We start from the raw sequence: 14,878 nt of genomic DNA on the forward strand, positions 1-14,878 counted from the left end.
AGCAGCCCCCGGGGCAGCAGGCGCAACCGCCCGGCAATGTGCGTGAAAACCACGGCGCATGGTCGATCATCTGCGACCGCCCGGCCGGCGCTTCCGCCGACCAATGCGCGCTGATGCAGAACGTCATTGCCGAGGACCGGCCGGAAGTCGGCCTGTCGGTGGTGGTACTGAAGACCGCCGACCGCAAGGCGCGCATCCTGCGCATCCTCGCGCCGCTCGGCGTGCTCCTGAAGGATGGCATGGAACTCTATGTCGACAACAACAATATCGGCCGCGCCTATTTCACCCGCTGCTTCTCCGAGGGCTGCTATGTGGAAGTGGAGATCGACGAGGAACTGATGCGCATCCTCCGGGCCGGCAAGGCCGCCGTCTTTGCACTGCGCGAATCCGCCGATCAGGACCGGGTCGGTATTCCGATCGAGCTGACCGGCTTCGGCGAAGGTTACGACGCACTTCCGTGATCACGTTATTATAAAGAAACGATCGTTCATGGAGCTTCGCGGCAGCCATACCTTTCCCGTCCATTTCGACGACGAGGTCGTGCGCGATGCGGTGCGCGTGTTCGTCATAGAGCGCACGATGCGCGAGCAGAAGGGGAAGTGGGCGGCGGCGGGGCTGGTGGTCGTCGCCGGCGTCGTCCTCCTGTTCCAGGGCAACTTCACCCTCGCGCTGCTGGCGTTCCTCGTCGCCTGTTTCCCGGCGATTTTCAGCGCCGTGGTCTGGCGCGCGCATTCCGCCAGCGCCTTTGGCCGCTACAGGCGCATGACCGATCGCAGCGCCGAAGTGACCATCGACCCGGATGGGTTCGGCATCGCCTCCAACCTCGGCGACGGGCGGCTCAACTGGCCCAATGTCACCGAGATCTGGGAAAGGCCGCTTTCGTTCATGCTGTTCAGCGGCACATCGGCCTTCAATATCCTGCCGCGAAAGGCCATGCCGCAGGAGGTGCAGGCCTTCCTCAGCGCAAAAGCCATCTGAAGACAGGCTTGCTTCGGTCCCTCTCCGGACCTACATCGGTTGGAACAGAGCGCGTCTTCCAGTGGCAGCGCAGAAGGAGCATCCCATGAATACCGACCTTCTCAACCTTTTCGACTGCGACGAGACCAAGCTGCGCTCGATCCTCTCCGAGGCGCTTACCGGCGCCGATGACGGCGAGCTTTTCGTGGAACATGCCCAGGCGGAATCGCTGACCTTCGACAATGGTCGCCTGAAGGGCGGTTCGTTCAACACAGACCAGGGTTTTGGCCTGCGCTCGGTCGCCGGCGAAGCGGTCGGTTACGCGCATGCGGGCGAGCTTTCCGCCGCAGCGCTGTCCCGTGCCTCGGATGCGGTGCGGGCAGTGACCTCCGGTTATTCCGGCTCCTACGCGGCCGCCCCCCAGCGCACCAACAAGAAATATTACGGCGACGAGAACCCGATCGGCAGCCCCAGCTTCGAAGAGAAGGTCAAGCTGCTCACCGAGATCGACGCCTATCTGCGCTCCAAGGACGACAAGGTGCGGCAGGTGACGGCAACGGTCTCCGCAAGCTGGCAGGTGGTCGACATCCTGCGCGCCGATGGCCACCGGGTGCACGACATCCGCCCGATGACCCGCATCAACATTTCCGTCGTCGTCGGTGACGGCGACCGGCAAGAATCGGGTTCGTTCGGCACCGGCGGCCGCATCGGCTTCGGCGATTTCGTCACGGAAGGCAACTGGCAGACCGGCGCCGACGAGGCGCTGCGCCAGGCGCTCGTCAACCTTTCCGCAATCGACGCGCCGGCCGGCACCATGGATGTCGTGCTCGGCTCCGGCTGGCCGGGCGTGATGCTCCACGAGGCGGTCGGCCACGGGCTGGAAGGCGATTTCAACCGCAAGAAGACCTCGGCCTTTGCCGGTCTTTTGGGGGAAATGGTCGCGGCTCCGGGCGTCACCGTCGTCGACGACGGCACGATCGACAACCGCCGCGGCTCGATTACGATAGACGACGAAGGCACGCCTTCTGCCTACAACGTGCTGATCGAGAACGGCAAGCTTGTCGGCTACATGCAGGACCGCCAGAATGCCCGGCTGATGGGCGTCAGCCCGACCGGCAACGGCCGCCGGCAGGGTTATGCCTATACGCCGATGCCGCGGATGACCAATACCTACATGCTCGGCGGCGACAAATCGCCCGAAGAGATCATCGCCTCAGTAAAGAAGGGCATCTACGCCGTCTCCTTCGGCGGCGGCCAGGTGGACATCACCTCCGGCAAGTTCGTGTTCGGCTGCACCGAGGCCTACATGATCGAGGACGGTAAAATCGGCCCGGCCATCAAGGGAGCCATGCTGATCGGCAACGGCCCGGATGCGATGCGCCGCGTCTCGATGGTCGGCAACGACATGAAGCTCGACACCGGTATCGGCAATTGCGGCAAGGGCGGCCAATGGGTCCCCGTCGGCGTCGGCCAGCCGCATCTGCGCATGGACCAGGTAACGGTGGGTGGGACCAAGGCGTAAGGCGCAGCAATTTGCCTGGCGATAGAAACGCTGAGGTTTCTATCGCCAAATCCCAATGCCGGCGTATGAGCCTCAAACTCACCCCTCATCCGGCCTGAACAGCCATTTCCGCTCGATCGCCGATACAAGATCGATCCGGTTGTTGTGGGCAAACAGCAGGACGTGGCCGAGAAGATCGGCCGTCTCGTCGGCAAGGTCGCGGCTGAGATCCGCGTCGCTCCTGCCCTTTTTCCGTCCGCGGCCGGTGGCGCGGTTCCAGGCCTGGGTCAGCTCGCCCATCTCCTCCTGCAGCTTCAGGAGAAACCAGTCGGGATCGCGGATCATTCCGTGGGTTTCGGCATAAGTTGCGGATGCGGCCTCGAATTGTTCGGTAAGTTTGCCCAGCATAACGTTCTCCTTTTGTATCCACAGGAGAATGCCGATTCCAGCGCCGTGTCCAGAGGGTTTGCTTGACACCCTCACCCAAATCCCGGCAGGTGCGGGCCATCCGATCTCATCCGCATCACGGCATTCCATGGACTCCGCCAATCCGATTTCCGCCTTGCTGGACGCATGGGTTCCGGGCCACGGGGCGGCGCAGCTCGTCTTTCTTTTCCTCTCGGCGCTGATCGCCGGACTGGCACGCGGGTTTTCCGGGTTCGGCGGAGCGCTGATCTTTGTTCCGCTTGCAGGTGCTGCCGTCGGCCCGAAGATCGCCCCGGCCCTGCTGCTCGTCATCGACGGGGTGACGACGCTCGGCATGCTGCCGGATGGCTGGAGGCGGGCGAACCGGCGGGAAGTGGGCACGATGCTGATCGGTACGCTGGTCGGCGTGCCGGCGGGTACGACGCTGCTGGCCCTGATCGATCCAACGGCGTTGCGCTGGCTGATCTCGGTCGTCGTGCTCTGCCTGCTGATCTTCCTGATTTCCGGCTGGCGTTACCACGGCAAGCCGAAGACGCCGCTGACCATCGGCGTCGGGGCGCTTGCCGGCCTGTTCGGCGGCGCCGCGCAACTCTCCGGTCCGCCGGTCGTCGCCTACTGGCTCGGCGGCGCCATTCCGCCGCTTACCGTGCGCGCCAATCTCATCCTTTATTTCGCGCTTTCGACGGTGATCTCGGCCACCGCCTATGTCATCGGGCACCTTTTGACGCTCGACGTCATTGCCCTCGCGCTGATCGCCGGCCCGGGTTACGGCCTCGGGGTGACCGCCGGTTCGAAACTGTTCGGATTTGCCTCCGAAGGCACCTTTCGGCGCATCTGCTTTCTGCTGATCGCCATGGCGGCGATCGTCAGCCTGCCGCTTTTCGATGCGCTGCGGCCCTGAGCAGGATTCAGCACGGATTATTCAGCAAGACTTAACCCGTCCAAGAGTAGGGTCGGCCTCACCGAAGTAACGTGGGCGTGATCGCGGTGGGGAACACGAAGGAGAGGTTTCAGGCGCTTTGGCGCCGGGATGTCAAACGCCGGCTTGTCGCCGGTGGCCTCGACATGGCCGCAGCGCTTGCACGTGCCGGAATGATGCCCAATGCCCGCGGCCATGGCGCCATCTTCACGCTCCATCACGTGCGGCCAAAACAGAGCCGTCCGCTGAAACCGAGCGGCCATCTCGAAGTGACGCCGGATTTCCTTGGCGAAGCGATCGAGCGGCTTTCGGCGGAGGGTTACGAGTTCATCCCCTTGAGCGACGTGCCGGCACGGCTTGCCGCGCCGACCAAGCAGCCGTTCGCCGCCTTCACGCTCGACGACGGCTACCGCAACAATGCCGAATACGCACTGCCCGTTTTTGCCCGCTACGGCGTGCCGTTCACCATTTTCGTCACCCGCGGATTTGCCGAGCGGACCCATTCGCTCTGGTGGGAGACGGTTGCCGAACTGCTCGGACGCGAACGCGAGGTGACGTTCGACTTCGGCGGCGGGTCCGAGGTCCTCGACCTCACCTCCGAGGCCCGAAAATTCGATGCCTTCGACCGGTTCTCCAGCTATGTCCTCGAAGTCGAAGAATCGACCGCCGTCTCGCGGATCGATGCGCTGGCGAGAAAACACGGCGTCAACCCGCTGAAGATCACTGCCGATCTCACCATGAATGCCGAGGAACTGCGCTCGGTCGCCACCCATCCGCTGGCTTCGCTCGGTGCCCATACAACAAGCCACCGGGCCGTCGCCCGGCTTTCGGCGGAAGACGCCCGTGCGGAGATGAAGCAGTCAGCCGACTGGATCGAGGCTTTGACCGGCGAACGTCCGCAAACGATCGCCTATCCCTATGGCAGCCGCGCCGCGGTTTCCGAGCGCGACTATGCGATTGCCAAGGAACTCGGCTTTTCGGTGGCGGTGACGACGCAGCCGGGCACGCTCTGCGCCAAATATGTCAACAGGCTCACCGGCCTGCCGCGCATCTCGCTCAACGGTTATTACCAGCAGCCGCGCTACGTCTCGGCCCTCGCGTCAGGCATCCCGTTCGCGATCGGGCGGTGAGAGCATGGTGAAGTCCTTTGAATTCGTGAATTCTTCCGCGAAAAAGGCCTTCCAGGAACTTCCAAAAGATATCCAGATCCAATTCGCCAACGACCTTCAGCGCGTCCAGGAAGGACTACAGCCTCTCTCGGACTTCAAGCACCTGAAGGGCATCGGTAACGGCGTCATCGAGCTCATAGAGAACGGTAGCCCGGCCTATCGCACCGTCTATTGTGCCAAATACCTCGATACGGTTTTCATTCTCCATGCCTTCACCAAAACGACCAACGGCGTCGACCGCAAGGCGATGGACACGGTCCACGATCGCCACAAGTCGATGCTGCAAATCGTCAAGAGCCGCAGATAAGTCAGGCCGCCTCGACCACTTCACAGATTACCTTATGCTCGGCGCTGAACGATGGCTTCAGGCGCACACCGAGCTTTGCAAGATAACCAATCAGCTTGTCCGCCGAGAAAAGCTGAATCTTGCCGCGCATCAATTCGCTGACGCGGGGTTGGGAAACATCGAGAGCCTTGGCGATATCCCCCTGCTTCCACTTCCTGTCTTCGAAGATGGCAACCAGGGTGGTAAGCAGATCCGAGCGAAACCGCAGATCGGCAGCCTCGATCGGATCCTCCGTGACGACGTCAAAGATATTTTCAAAGACCAGGCGTTCCATCTTCGGCCTCGTTATACGGTTTTCCGTATAATCTAGATATAAATACATGCCTGGTCAATGATAGCTCACGGATACATCCGCACCTTTTCCCACGGGCCGTCGGCGACGGGGCGGCGGAATTCGATGCGGTCGTGCAGCCGGAACTGGCGGTCGTGCCAGAACTCGATCGATACCGGCTTGATGCGGAAACCGGACCAGTAGGGCGGGCGCGGAATGTCGCCGATCGCGTATCTTGCGGTGTATTCGGCAACCGATTTCTCGAGCGCGAAACGGGTTTCGAGCGGGCGGGACTGTTTCGACGCCCAGGCGCCGATGCGGCTGCCGCGGGCGCGAGAGGCGTAATAGGCATCCGCCTCCGCGTCGCTCACTACTTCCACCTCGCCCCGCAGGCGAACCTGGCGACGCAGCGATTTCCAGTGGAAACACATGGCCGCCTTCTTCTGGCCGAGAATCTCGCGGCCCTTCTGGCTTTCGAAATTTGTGTAGAAGACGAAACCGTTCTCGTCATACCCCTTCAACAGGACCATGCGAACGTTCGGCATGCCGTTTTCGTCGACGGTGGCAACCGCAACGGCATTCGGATCGTTGGGTTCAGAGGCCTCGGCATCCTTCAGCCAGGCACCGAAAAGCGCGAAAGGCTCGTTCTCGGCGGTGAAGTCACCAGTTGTTAACCCGCTCTCAGACATATTGACTAAAATACTCCCAATCTCATGAAAAATGCCCGAGTTTTTCAGTCGGACAGGACGCACGGTGGTAGTGATAGCAAAGTCGAAGAGCCGCACAAAGAGGTCGTTTCTCCTCGGCAGACGGGCAGCCGCCCTCTGCCTTGCCGGGTTTTCGCTTGCCGGTTGTACCAGCAGCCTCGATCTCTTCGGAAGTTCCCCGAAAGTCGACCGCTCGATCGCGACCGGCACCGTGCCGGGCACACAGCCGCACACCGGCGCTACGCTTTCCGACGAGGCGACGGTGCGCAATGCGGTCTCCTCGGCCGATCTTGCAAAGGTCGGCGCAGCCTCGGTTCCGTGGGCGAATACCGCCACCGGCAGCGCCGGCGTCGTCTCGCAGATCCGCGAGGCCCGCAACGGCGAGCAGATCTGCCGCGCCTTCACCACCACGCGTCATTCCTACGAGGGTATCGCGATGTTTTCCGGCCAGACCTGCCTCACCGGCAGCGGCGATTGGATGCTGACGGCCTTCGACCGCCAGTAGTCGCCGTCATCCCTGCCCCACACCCGATGCGGCTGCAAGGAAACGGTTTTCGCGCGTTTGCGTAATTCGTGCTGGAAACGATTCGTTTACCTTAACGAGTGCCGCCGGCGGCTGTGTAACAACTGATTCACAAGTCCTAACATAGGCTCTCCGGACGTAAGCAGTAATCTGTCCGGGACATGAGGAACCGGCGGACGACTGTCGGAGTTGTGACGAATAATGGAGGGGTCCAAGGATCAAGCGGGGACCCGCCGTTTCAGGTAACCGGTGGTCCCACGATGCGTGATCCCTATTCTCTTCTCGGCGTGAAGCGCAATGCCGAGCCCGACGAAATCAAGGCAGCCTGGCGCGCCAAGGCCAAGACCGTTCATCCCGACCAGAATCAGGACGATCCGTCTGCGACGAGCCGTTTCGCAGAGATCGGCCAGGCCTACGAGGTCCTGAAGGATCCCGAGCGCCGCAAGCGATACGACAGGGCCGCCGAGATGCACCAGACCATCATGCAGCAGCGCAATGCCGCCCGCGAAGCCGCCGAACGCGCCAAGGTCGCAAAGGCCAACGCCGAAAAGGTCATGGAAGAGCTCGCCAAGACCAATGCGCAAAACGCCAAGTCCCAGGCGCAACCGCAGGCACAGGCTCGCGGCCAATCGCAAACCCAATCACATTCCCAATCTCAGGCCCAATCTCAGGCCCATCCCCAGAATCAGTCCGGCCCTGCAGGCGAAACGCCGGAGGACATGATCGAGCGTATCTTCGGCGCCGCGGCGGCCGAGCAGGCAAAAGCTCAAGCGGGCAGCACGCCGGGCGGCTCAGCGCAGGCGAGCGGCGATTCGGTCGAAACGGCCAAGGCAGATCCGTCCGGGGGCGAACGACCGCCGCTTCCAGCCCTTGCCATCGACCTGATCGCCTCCATCGTGCGCCGTTTCCGCGGCACGACGCCGGCTCCTGAAAAGGCACCGGATATCTCCGTCGAAGCCACGGTGACCGTCGAGGATCTCCTGAAGCTCAACACGATCACGTTGAAAATGGCCGACGACCGCGAAGTGCGCCTTGCCCTGGAAAGGGGCATGACCGAAGGCCATGTGGCGCGCCTCAAGGGCCAGGGCCTCAAGCTCACCGGCATGAAATCCGGCGACCTGCTCGCCTCGATCAAGATTGCCCGCGACAGCCGTTTCCGGGTCGAGGGTTTCGATCTCCACACGACCTTGTCGATCTCGCTCGAGGATGCGGTGCTCGGCGGCGACGCATCGGTCGAGACGCTGGACGGCAATCGCAGCATCAGCATTCCGGCCTGGTCCGGTTCCGACCAGACGATCCGGCTGGAGGGCCTCGGCCTCCATGACGATGCCGGCGGCCGCGGCGATCTCGTCGTCGAGCTGCGCGTCGTCCTGTGGGAAAAGCCGAACGAAAAGGTCACCGACCTGATGCGGCACATGCGCCACGGACTGTATGTCTGACGGGCCTTGCCCAGTATGACAGTTTTGCGTCGGTATTCACCGCTGCGCACCCTTTGTTACGGCTACTAACACGAGATGATCCAACTCAGCTTGAACCCTTGAGCCGCCTATGTCATAGGCAGCGTTCATCTAAGGTATCAGGGGACTATGAATGGTTCAGGCTTCCGGCCTCATGGCAGGCAAACGCGGTCTCATCATGGGCGTTGCCAATAATCGTTCGATCGCGTGGGGCATTGCCAAGGCCATCCACAGCCAAGGCGGGGAAGTTGCATTCACCTACCAGGGCGATGCACTCAAGAAGCGGGTTGAGCCGCTGGCCGCAGAACTGGGCGCCTACATGGCCGGCCATTGCGACGTCGGCGACGAATCGACCATCGACGAGGTCTTCGCAAATCTCGAAAAGCACTGGGGCAAGATCGACTTCCTCGTGCATGCAATCGGCTTTTCCGACAAGGACGAGTTGACCGGCCGTTACGTCGACACCTCGGCGGACAACTTCGCCAAGACGATGCAGATCTCGGTCTATTCCTTTACGTCGGTCGCAAGGCGGGCGGAAAAGCTGATGACCGACGGCGGTTCGATGCTGACCCTCACCTATTATGGTGCGGAAAAGGTCATGCCGAACTATAATGTCATGGGCGTCGCCAAGGCGGCACTCGAAGCCAGCGTCAAATATCTCGCCGTCGATCTCGGCCCGAAGAACATCCGCGTCAACGCGATCTCGGCCGGGCCGATCAAGACGCTTGCCGCTTCCGGCATCGGCGACTTCCGCTACATCCTCAAGTGGAACGAGTACAATGCGCCGCTGCGCCGTACCGTTACCATCGAGGAAGTGGGCGATGTCGGCCTCTACATGCTGTCCGACCTGTCGCGGTCCGTCACCGGCGAAACCCATCACGCCGACAGCGGCTACCATGTCGTCGGCATGAAGGCCGTCGATGCACCGGACATTTCGGTCATCAAGGACTGATGCTCTTCCAGGGACGTCTGCCGTGCTCATCTATATGATCCGCCACGGGCAGACGGACTGGAATGCCGAAGGCCGGCTTCAGGGCCAGCAGGACATTCCGCTCAATGCGCTCGGCCGTTCTCAGGCAACGCGGAACGGCGAGCGGCTGCGCGAGATGATCGGCGCGGCCGAAGGTTTCTCCTTCGTTGCCAGCCCGCTGTCGCGGACCCGCGAAACAATGGAACGGCTGCGCACCGCCATGGGGCTGGATCCCCTCGCCTACCGGACCGACGAGCGGCTGATCGAAGTCTCCTTCGGCGACTGGGAAGGCCATACGCTCGAGGAGATCAGCCGGATTTCTCCGGACCGACTCGCCGCCCGGGCCGAGCAGAAGTGGAGCTTCATTCCGCCGGGCATCTCTGCCGAAAGCTATGAGATTCTCTGCTGGCGGATCGGCGCCTGGCTGCAGTCCATTGACGGTCCGACCGTGTGCATCAGCCACGGCGGGGTGATCCGCTCGCTCTTCCGGCTGATCGGCAATCTCGACGAAGACGAGGCGGCCACCGTTCCGACCCCACAGGACCGCATCCTGATGATCGATACCGACCTCAGCCGGATGGCATGGCTCTGATCGGATTATCCGCAGCGCAGCGGATATTCTAAATTATACTTCGCTAATTCTACGGTATTACTGAACGACCTGGAGATCGTCGACGACGCGGTTGCCATCGACGACCGTGTAGAAGACCAGCACTTTCACGCCGGCCTTCAAGCCCTCGAAATTGAATTCCTCGGGCACTTTATAGGTCTTTCCGTCGTCGAGCGTTAAGTTGAGCGCCTTCGCATCCACGGCCTTGATCGTGGCTTCGACGTCGGCACTTTGAGCCCAGCTGTTGAGGGGCGAAAAGATGCTGGCAGTGGCAAGCAGAGCAGCAATCAGGATGCGCATGGTCGGAAGCCTTGATGAGGTCGATGATGTCTTGTTCCGACGCACAGATAGCCTCCCGATTGTGGCAAAAATCGCCCGTTACCGTGACATTTTCCGTATAAGTAATGACCTGATTGTTAACGCTTTTCAAGGGCGGGATACCGCCCTGTGACGGGGTCCGGCGGCATTTGCGAAACCAATCCCAAGTATTCCCTTACAATAAATCGGACCAAAGTTTGTAGGGTGCCGTGAAAGCGTAAATTAACCCCCGCCCCATAGGCTCGACCGTCTGCCACAGGGGTTAATGAGAAGGTTCGCGCACGTGAAATTCTGGCCGTCGTCCGGTTCCAAATCACTGCGCTTCGCACGCAGCACCAAGACCCCGACGACAATCGCGTTCGTTATCACCCTTGCGGTCATCTCGATCGGCGTCATCATCGACCAACGTTACACCGAAGGCTTTCGCAGCGACCTGCGGGCAACGACGGAAAAAGTCGGCGGCCTGTTGGCGCGGCGCCTCATCGTACGCGTAGAGACCGACATCGCCGCCACCGATCATCTGGTTCACGTGCTGAGGGACGATTTCAGCGGATCGGCGGATACATTCAAGCGCCATGTCGAAAAGCAACTTGGCGAAGTCACGCATTTTTCGGGCGTCGCGGTCGCACCCAATTTCGAGCTTGCCCAGGTCATCACGCGCGACGGCATTGTCGGCGGCGGGGCGGGCAAGATCGGCAAAATCGATCTGCTGCGCCTTGCAAACGACCTGAAATCCGTGAGCGGCCGCAACCGCGTATCTCTGCTGAGCGGCACCCAGGAAGGAGATCTGACGCTCGTCGTACCGGTATCGAAGGAAGAGGACGGTGGGGACCTTTGGGGCGCGATCGCCGTGCTGATCGATAAGCAGGGCCTGATGGAGGCATCCGGCGTCACCTTCTCCCCTGCCGCGGCAAGGAAACCGAACCTGATCAATCTCGACTGGCTGAACGTCGTTCTGCGGGACGACGACAGGCCGCAATATTTCGCCTTCTTCGGCAATGATTCCATCGAAAACCAATCTCCGATGAAATGGACGGTGCCCATCAACGGCGCCAACTGGACGCTGCTTGCCGCTCCCCGTTCCGGTTGGGACATCGTGCCGCCCAACCAGCTCGGGTTCCGCCTCGCCATCGTGCTTGCCGCACTCGGGGTGATCGTGCCGATCTTCATCGCCACCTCGCTGATTTCCGAACGCAACCGCAATATCGAGGCGCTGAAGGCCCGTGAGCTTAATCTCATCGAGCTGTCGCAGCGCTTCAACCTTGCCATGGAAGCCTCCAATATCGGCATCTGGGAGGTGACGGGCAACGGCAACAGTCTGTTCTGGGACAAGCGGGCCGCGGGGCTGCACGACAAGCCGGCAGCCAGCGAGGGCAACCGTCTCTACGACTGGCTCGGATCGATCTATCCGCCGGACCGGACGGCAGCGGAGACACATTTCGCCGACTGCGCCTCCTGCAACACGCCCTGTAGCGAAACCTACCGGGTGCAGTTGCCGGACGGCACGCTGCGATACCTGAAATCGGCAGGCGCGAACTATCGCAATGCCGACGGCACCCTGCGCACCACCGGCATTGTCTGGGACGTCACCGGCGACGTGGTGATGACGCAGACGCTGCGCAACGCCAAGGAAAATACCGACATCAAGAATGCCGAACTGGAACTGGCGCTCGATGAACTGTCGAACCGCGAGCAGGACCTGGAAGAGCTGTCGAGCCGCCTCGATCTGGCGCTTGATTCCTACAATTGCGGCATATGGGAATCCAATCCGGTCACGCATATCGAAACCTGGGACGCCCGGATGTGCCAGTTGCACGGCATCCCCTTTACCGACGGCTTCATCCGGGTCGACACCTGGATCGAGCTCATCCATCCCGACGACCGGGAGCACGCCAAGCGCAGCTCCTACAATTTCACCGAGAACTTCCTGGCGGGTCCGCTGGTCGTGCGCGTGCCCCAACCGGATGGTTCGATCCGCTATATCCGCTCCATCGGCAAGGTGCATACGATGCGCGACGGATCCCAGAAGGTGGTGGGCATTGCCTTCGACGTTACCCAGGACGCGATCCTGACCCGGGAACTGAAAGCCGCCAAGGACGAGGCCGACGCCAAGAACGCCGAACTCGAACTCGCCAAGAGCCGCATCGAGCACAATTCGTTGCATGACCCGCTGACCCTGCTCGCCAACCGCCGCAAGCTCGACATGGAGCTCGACCGGCTCTCGCGCTCCAGCCACAACGAGCGCCAGAAATTCTCGATCCTGCATCTCGATCTCGACCGCTTCAAGCAGATCAACGACACGCTCGGCCATGCAGCGGGCGACGCGATGCTCGTACACGCCTCACGCATCCTGTCGCGCAACGTCCGCGGCAGCGATATCGTCGCGCGTATCGGCGGCGACGAATTCGTCATCCTCGCCACCGACAATTCGAGCACCGAGGAGGTAAGTCAGCTCGCTCAGCGCATCATCGCCGAATTCCACCAGCCGATCGACTTTGAAGGTTTCGCTTGCCGCTGCGGCGTATCCATCGGCATCGCCCAGGCAAGCGGCATGAATGTCGATGCACGCCGCACGCTCGTCAATGCCGATATCGCGCTCTACCGGGCGAAGGGCATGGGCCGCAACCGCTACGAATTCTTTACGCAGAACCTGCAGGCCGAGATCGTCAGCCACAAGCGCACCGCCGACGAGGTTCTGACCGGCATCGACAATGACGAATTCATCACCTTCTACCAACCGCAGTTCGATGCCCGCACCAACCAATTGACGGGCGTCGAGGCACTGATCCGCTGGAACCATCCGCATCATGGAATTCTTGCGCCCGACCGGTTCCTCAAGATTGCCGAGGATTTAAACGTCTCGGCAGCACTCGACCACATCGTGCTCCAGACGGTGCTGAAGGACAAGATGCGCTGGGCTGCACTCGGCGTCCGGGTGCCGAAGGTTTCCGTCAACGTCTCCTCAAAACGCCTCAATGACGAAGCCCTGATCGACACGCTGCAGACGCTGGCGATCGTGCCCGGCGAGATTTCCTTCGAACTGGTGGAATCGATCTTCCTCGACGAGAGCGAAGCGGCCGCGACCAGCAATCTCGAACGCATCAAGGAACTCGGCATCGACATCGAGATCGACGATTTCGGCACCGGCCATACCTCGATCGTCAGCCTTTTGAAGCTGAAGCCGAAACGGCTGAAGATCGACCGGCAGCTCGTCATGCCGATCCTGACCTCGCCGCAGGAACGCGCGCTGGTGCGCTCGATCATCGACATTGCCCGTTCGCTCGGCGTCGAAACGGTGGCGGAAGGCGTCGAGACCATGCAGCATGCGAGCCTTCTGCGCGAACTCGGCTGCGACCTGCTGCAGGGTTATGCCTTCGCCCGGCCGCTTTCCTTCGACGATTTCACCGCAGCCGCGCATGCGGGCTGGCGCAGGGCCGCCGCCTAGAACCATCATTGTTCACCATTTCCGGCGCGACAGTTCTGCCAAGAAAGACTTGTCGCCCGGCAACCTTTTCCATATGACAACCGCGTCAGAAGTTGGCGAAAGGCCAGCTCCGCCACAGCTGGTCCTGTAACGCCATGTCGCACAACACTTTCGGTCACCTTTTCCGTGTCACCACCTGGGGCGAAAGCCATGGCCCGGCGCTCGGCTGCGTGGTCGACGGCTGCCCGCCCGGCATCCGCTTCACGCTGGCGGAAATCCAGGCCTGGATGGACAAGCGCAAGCCCGGACAGTCGCGCTTCGTGACGCAGCGGCGCGAGGACGATATCGTCAAGGTGCTCTCCGGCGTGATGATGGATGCCGACGGCGAGACGATGATCTCGACCGGTACGCCAATCTCCATGCTGATCGAGAATACCGACCAGCGCTCCAAGGACTACGGCGAGATCGCCCGCCGCTACCGTCCCGGCCATGCGGACTATACCTATGACGTCAAATACGGCATCCGCGACTATCGCGGCGGCGGCCGCTCCTCGGCCCGCGAAACGGCAGCCCGCGTTGCCGCCGGGGCGCTCGCCCGCAGGATCGTGCCGGGCGTCCAAGTCCGCGCCGCGCTGATCCAGATCGGCAAGCACAGAATAAACCGCGCCAACTGGGACTGGGATCAGGTCGGCCAGAACCCGTTCTTCTGCCCCGACGCGGCGATGGTGCCCGTCTGGGAAGACTATCTCGACGGCATCCGCAAAGCCGGCTCCTCGATCGGCGCCGTGGTGGAGGTGATCGCCGAAGGCGTGCCCGCGGGCCTCGGTGCACCGGTCTATGGCAAGCTCGATCAGGATATCGCCAGCCTTCTGATGTCGATCAACGCCGTCAAGGGCGTCGAGATCGGCGACGGTTTCGGTGTCGCCGAACTTTCCGGCGAGGAAGACGCCGACGAGATGCGCATGGGCAATGACGGAAAGCGCATTTTCCTCTCCAACCATGCAGGCGGCATTCTCGGCGGCATCTCGACCGGCGAGGCGGTTGTCGCCCGCTTCGCGATCAAGCCCACTTCCTCCATTCTCACCGAGCAGCGCTCGATCGACGTCGACGGCAACAATGTCGAAGTCCGCACCAAGGGCCGCCACGACCCCTGCGTCGGCATCCGCGCCGTGCCGATCGGCGAGGCGATGGTTGCATGCGCGATTGCCGATCACTATCTCCGCGACCGGGCCCAGATTGGCTCCAGTATTACCGGGCGAAATCTCTAGGAAACAACATCC

16 protein-coding genes are annotated in these 14,878 nt (G+C 61.8%); 12 read left to right on the top strand and 4 right to left on the bottom strand.

Annotated features, from left to right (window positions below):
• From MOV63_RS22140 to tldD, 3 genes are all read left to right on the top strand, one after another.
• On the top strand, window positions 1-461 hold a 461-nt coding region (locus tag MOV63_RS22140; protein WP_247036837.1), incomplete at its 5' end, for an invasion associated locus B family protein.
• Between the two features lie 28 nt (window positions 462-489).
• Window positions 490-978, top strand: a complete 489-nt coding sequence (locus MOV63_RS22145; RefSeq protein ID WP_247036838.1) for a YcxB family protein — start codon at window positions 490-492, stop codon at window positions 976-978.
• Between the two features lie 85 nt (window positions 979-1,063).
• Window positions 1,064-2,479 carry a metalloprotease TldD gene (gene tldD, locus MOV63_RS22150; protein ID WP_247036841.1) on the top strand — a complete coding sequence of 472 codons (1,416 nt, stop codon included), beginning with the start codon at window positions 1,064-1,066 and terminating at the stop codon, window positions 2,477-2,479.
• A gap of 78 nt (window positions 2,480-2,557) precedes the next feature.
• On the opposite strand, the gene MOV63_RS22155 is transcribed toward tldD, so the two are convergent.
• Window positions 2,558-2,866, bottom strand: coding sequence for a pyrophosphatase (locus MOV63_RS22155; protein WP_038540617.1), 309 nt, complete (start codon window positions 2,864-2,866; stop codon window positions 2,558-2,560).
• A 127-nt stretch (window positions 2,867-2,993) separates the two neighbouring features.
• On the opposite strand from MOV63_RS22155, the gene MOV63_RS22160 reads away from it, so the two are divergent.
• From MOV63_RS22160 to MOV63_RS22170, 3 genes are all read left to right on the top strand, one after another.
• Window positions 2,994-3,785: a sulfite exporter TauE/SafE family protein gene (locus tag MOV63_RS22160; RefSeq protein WP_247036843.1), complete on the top strand. Its 792-nt coding sequence runs from the start codon at window positions 2,994-2,996 to the stop codon at window positions 3,783-3,785.
• Between the two features lie 164 nt (window positions 3,786-3,949).
• Window positions 3,950-4,933, top strand: coding sequence for a polysaccharide deacetylase family protein (locus MOV63_RS22165; RefSeq protein WP_247036935.1), 984 nt, complete (start codon window positions 3,950-3,952; stop codon window positions 4,931-4,933).
• 4 nt (window positions 4,934-4,937) lie between these two features.
• Window positions 4,938-5,279 (top strand): type II toxin-antitoxin system RelE/ParE family toxin, encoded by a 342-nt coding sequence (locus MOV63_RS22170; protein ID WP_247036845.1) that lies wholly within the window; start codon window positions 4,938-4,940, stop codon window positions 5,277-5,279.
• 1 nt (window position 5,280) lies between these two features.
• On the opposite strand, the gene MOV63_RS22175 is transcribed toward MOV63_RS22170, so the two are convergent.
• Together MOV63_RS22175 and pdxH are read right to left on the bottom strand one after the other, a co-directional pair.
• Window positions 5,281-5,592, bottom strand: coding sequence for a helix-turn-helix domain-containing protein (locus MOV63_RS22175; protein ID WP_247036847.1), 312 nt, complete (start codon window positions 5,590-5,592; stop codon window positions 5,281-5,283).
• Between the two features lie 65 nt (window positions 5,593-5,657).
• Window positions 5,658-6,278 (bottom strand): pyridoxamine 5'-phosphate oxidase, encoded by a 621-nt coding sequence (pdxH, locus tag MOV63_RS22180; RefSeq protein WP_038540609.1) that lies wholly within the window; start codon window positions 6,276-6,278, stop codon window positions 5,658-5,660.
• 64 nt (window positions 6,279-6,342) lie between these two features.
• Here pdxH and MOV63_RS22185 point away from each other — a divergent pair, with 64 nt between their 5' ends.
• The 4 genes from MOV63_RS22185 to MOV63_RS22200 all read left to right on the top strand — a co-directional run bounded on the left by MOV63_RS22185 (window position 6,343) and on the right by MOV63_RS22200 (window position 9,838).
• Window positions 6,343-6,801 carry an RT0821/Lpp0805 family surface protein gene (locus MOV63_RS22185; RefSeq protein WP_247036849.1) on the top strand — a complete coding sequence of 153 codons (459 nt, stop codon included), beginning with the start codon at window positions 6,343-6,345 and terminating at the stop codon, window positions 6,799-6,801.
• A gap of 278 nt (window positions 6,802-7,079) precedes the next feature.
• Entirely contained in the window at window positions 7,080-8,258 is a 1,179-nt protein-coding gene (locus MOV63_RS22190; protein WP_247036856.1) for a DnaJ C-terminal domain-containing protein, read from the top strand.
• Window positions 8,259-8,409: 151 nt separating this feature from the next.
• Window positions 8,410-9,228 (top strand): enoyl-ACP reductase FabI, encoded by an 819-nt coding sequence (fabI, locus tag MOV63_RS22195; protein ID WP_038540600.1) that lies wholly within the window; start codon window positions 8,410-8,412, stop codon window positions 9,226-9,228.
• A 22-nt stretch (window positions 9,229-9,250) separates the two neighbouring features.
• Entirely contained in the window at window positions 9,251-9,838 is a 588-nt protein-coding gene (locus tag MOV63_RS22200) for a histidine phosphatase family protein (protein ID WP_247036868.1), read from the top strand.
• Window positions 9,839-9,895: 57 nt separating this feature from the next.
• On the opposite strand, the gene MOV63_RS22205 is transcribed toward MOV63_RS22200, so the two are convergent.
• Window positions 9,896-10,156 (bottom strand): DUF1344 domain-containing protein, encoded by a 261-nt coding sequence (locus tag MOV63_RS22205; protein ID WP_247036872.1) that lies wholly within the window; start codon window positions 10,154-10,156, stop codon window positions 9,896-9,898.
• A gap of 301 nt (window positions 10,157-10,457) precedes the next feature.
• Between MOV63_RS22205 and MOV63_RS22210 the strand changes: the two genes are divergently transcribed.
• Window positions 10,458-13,619, top strand: a complete 3,162-nt coding sequence (locus MOV63_RS22210; protein WP_247036874.1) for an EAL domain-containing protein — start codon at window positions 10,458-10,460, stop codon at window positions 13,617-13,619.
• A 134-nt stretch (window positions 13,620-13,753) separates the two neighbouring features.
• A complete protein-coding gene (gene aroC / locus MOV63_RS22215; protein ID WP_247036889.1) occupies window positions 13,754-14,866 on the top strand; it encodes a chorismate synthase in 1,113 nt (370 codons plus the stop codon).
• Window positions 14,867-14,878 lie beyond the last annotated feature (12 nt).

The sequence above is a fragment of the Neorhizobium sp. SHOUNA12A genome (genome assembly GCF_023006505.1).
GTDB lineage: Bacteria > Pseudomonadota > Alphaproteobacteria > Rhizobiales > Rhizobiaceae > Neorhizobium.

Excerpts from the sequence above, each read along its gene's own strand:
- MOV63_RS22155 (WP_038540617.1), bottom strand. The coding sequence starts at position 2,866 with ATGCTGGGCAAACTTACCGAACAATTCGAGGCCGCATCCGCAACTTAT.
- fabI (WP_038540600.1), top strand. The coding sequence starts at position 8,410 with ATGGTTCAGGCTTCCGGCCTCATGGCAGGCAAACGCGGTCTCATCATG.
- MOV63_RS22145 (WP_247036838.1), top strand. The coding sequence starts at position 490 with ATGGAGCTTCGCGGCAGCCATACCTTTCCCGTCCATTTCGACGACGAG.
- MOV63_RS22165 (WP_247036935.1), top strand. The coding sequence starts at position 3,950 with ATGGCCGCAGCGCTTGCACGTGCCGGAATGATGCCCAATGCCCGCGGC.
- aroC (WP_247036889.1), top strand. The coding sequence starts at position 13,754 with ATGTCGCACAACACTTTCGGTCACCTTTTCCGTGTCACCACCTGGGGC.
- MOV63_RS22205 (WP_247036872.1), bottom strand. The coding sequence starts at position 10,156 with ATGCGCATCCTGATTGCTGCTCTGCTTGCCACTGCCAGCATCTTTTCG.
- pdxH (WP_038540609.1), bottom strand. The coding sequence starts at position 6,278 with ATGTCTGAGAGCGGGTTAACAACTGGTGACTTCACCGCCGAGAACGAG.
- MOV63_RS22175 (WP_247036847.1), bottom strand. The coding sequence starts at position 5,592 with ATGGAACGCCTGGTCTTTGAAAATATCTTTGACGTCGTCACGGAGGAT.
- MOV63_RS22170 (WP_247036845.1), top strand. The coding sequence starts at position 4,938 with ATGGTGAAGTCCTTTGAATTCGTGAATTCTTCCGCGAAAAAGGCCTTC.
- MOV63_RS22190 (WP_247036856.1), top strand. The coding sequence starts at position 7,080 with ATGCGTGATCCCTATTCTCTTCTCGGCGTGAAGCGCAATGCCGAGCCC.
- tldD (WP_247036841.1), top strand. The coding sequence starts at position 1,064 with ATGAATACCGACCTTCTCAACCTTTTCGACTGCGACGAGACCAAGCTG.
- MOV63_RS22160 (WP_247036843.1), top strand. The coding sequence starts at position 2,994 with ATGGACTCCGCCAATCCGATTTCCGCCTTGCTGGACGCATGGGTTCCG.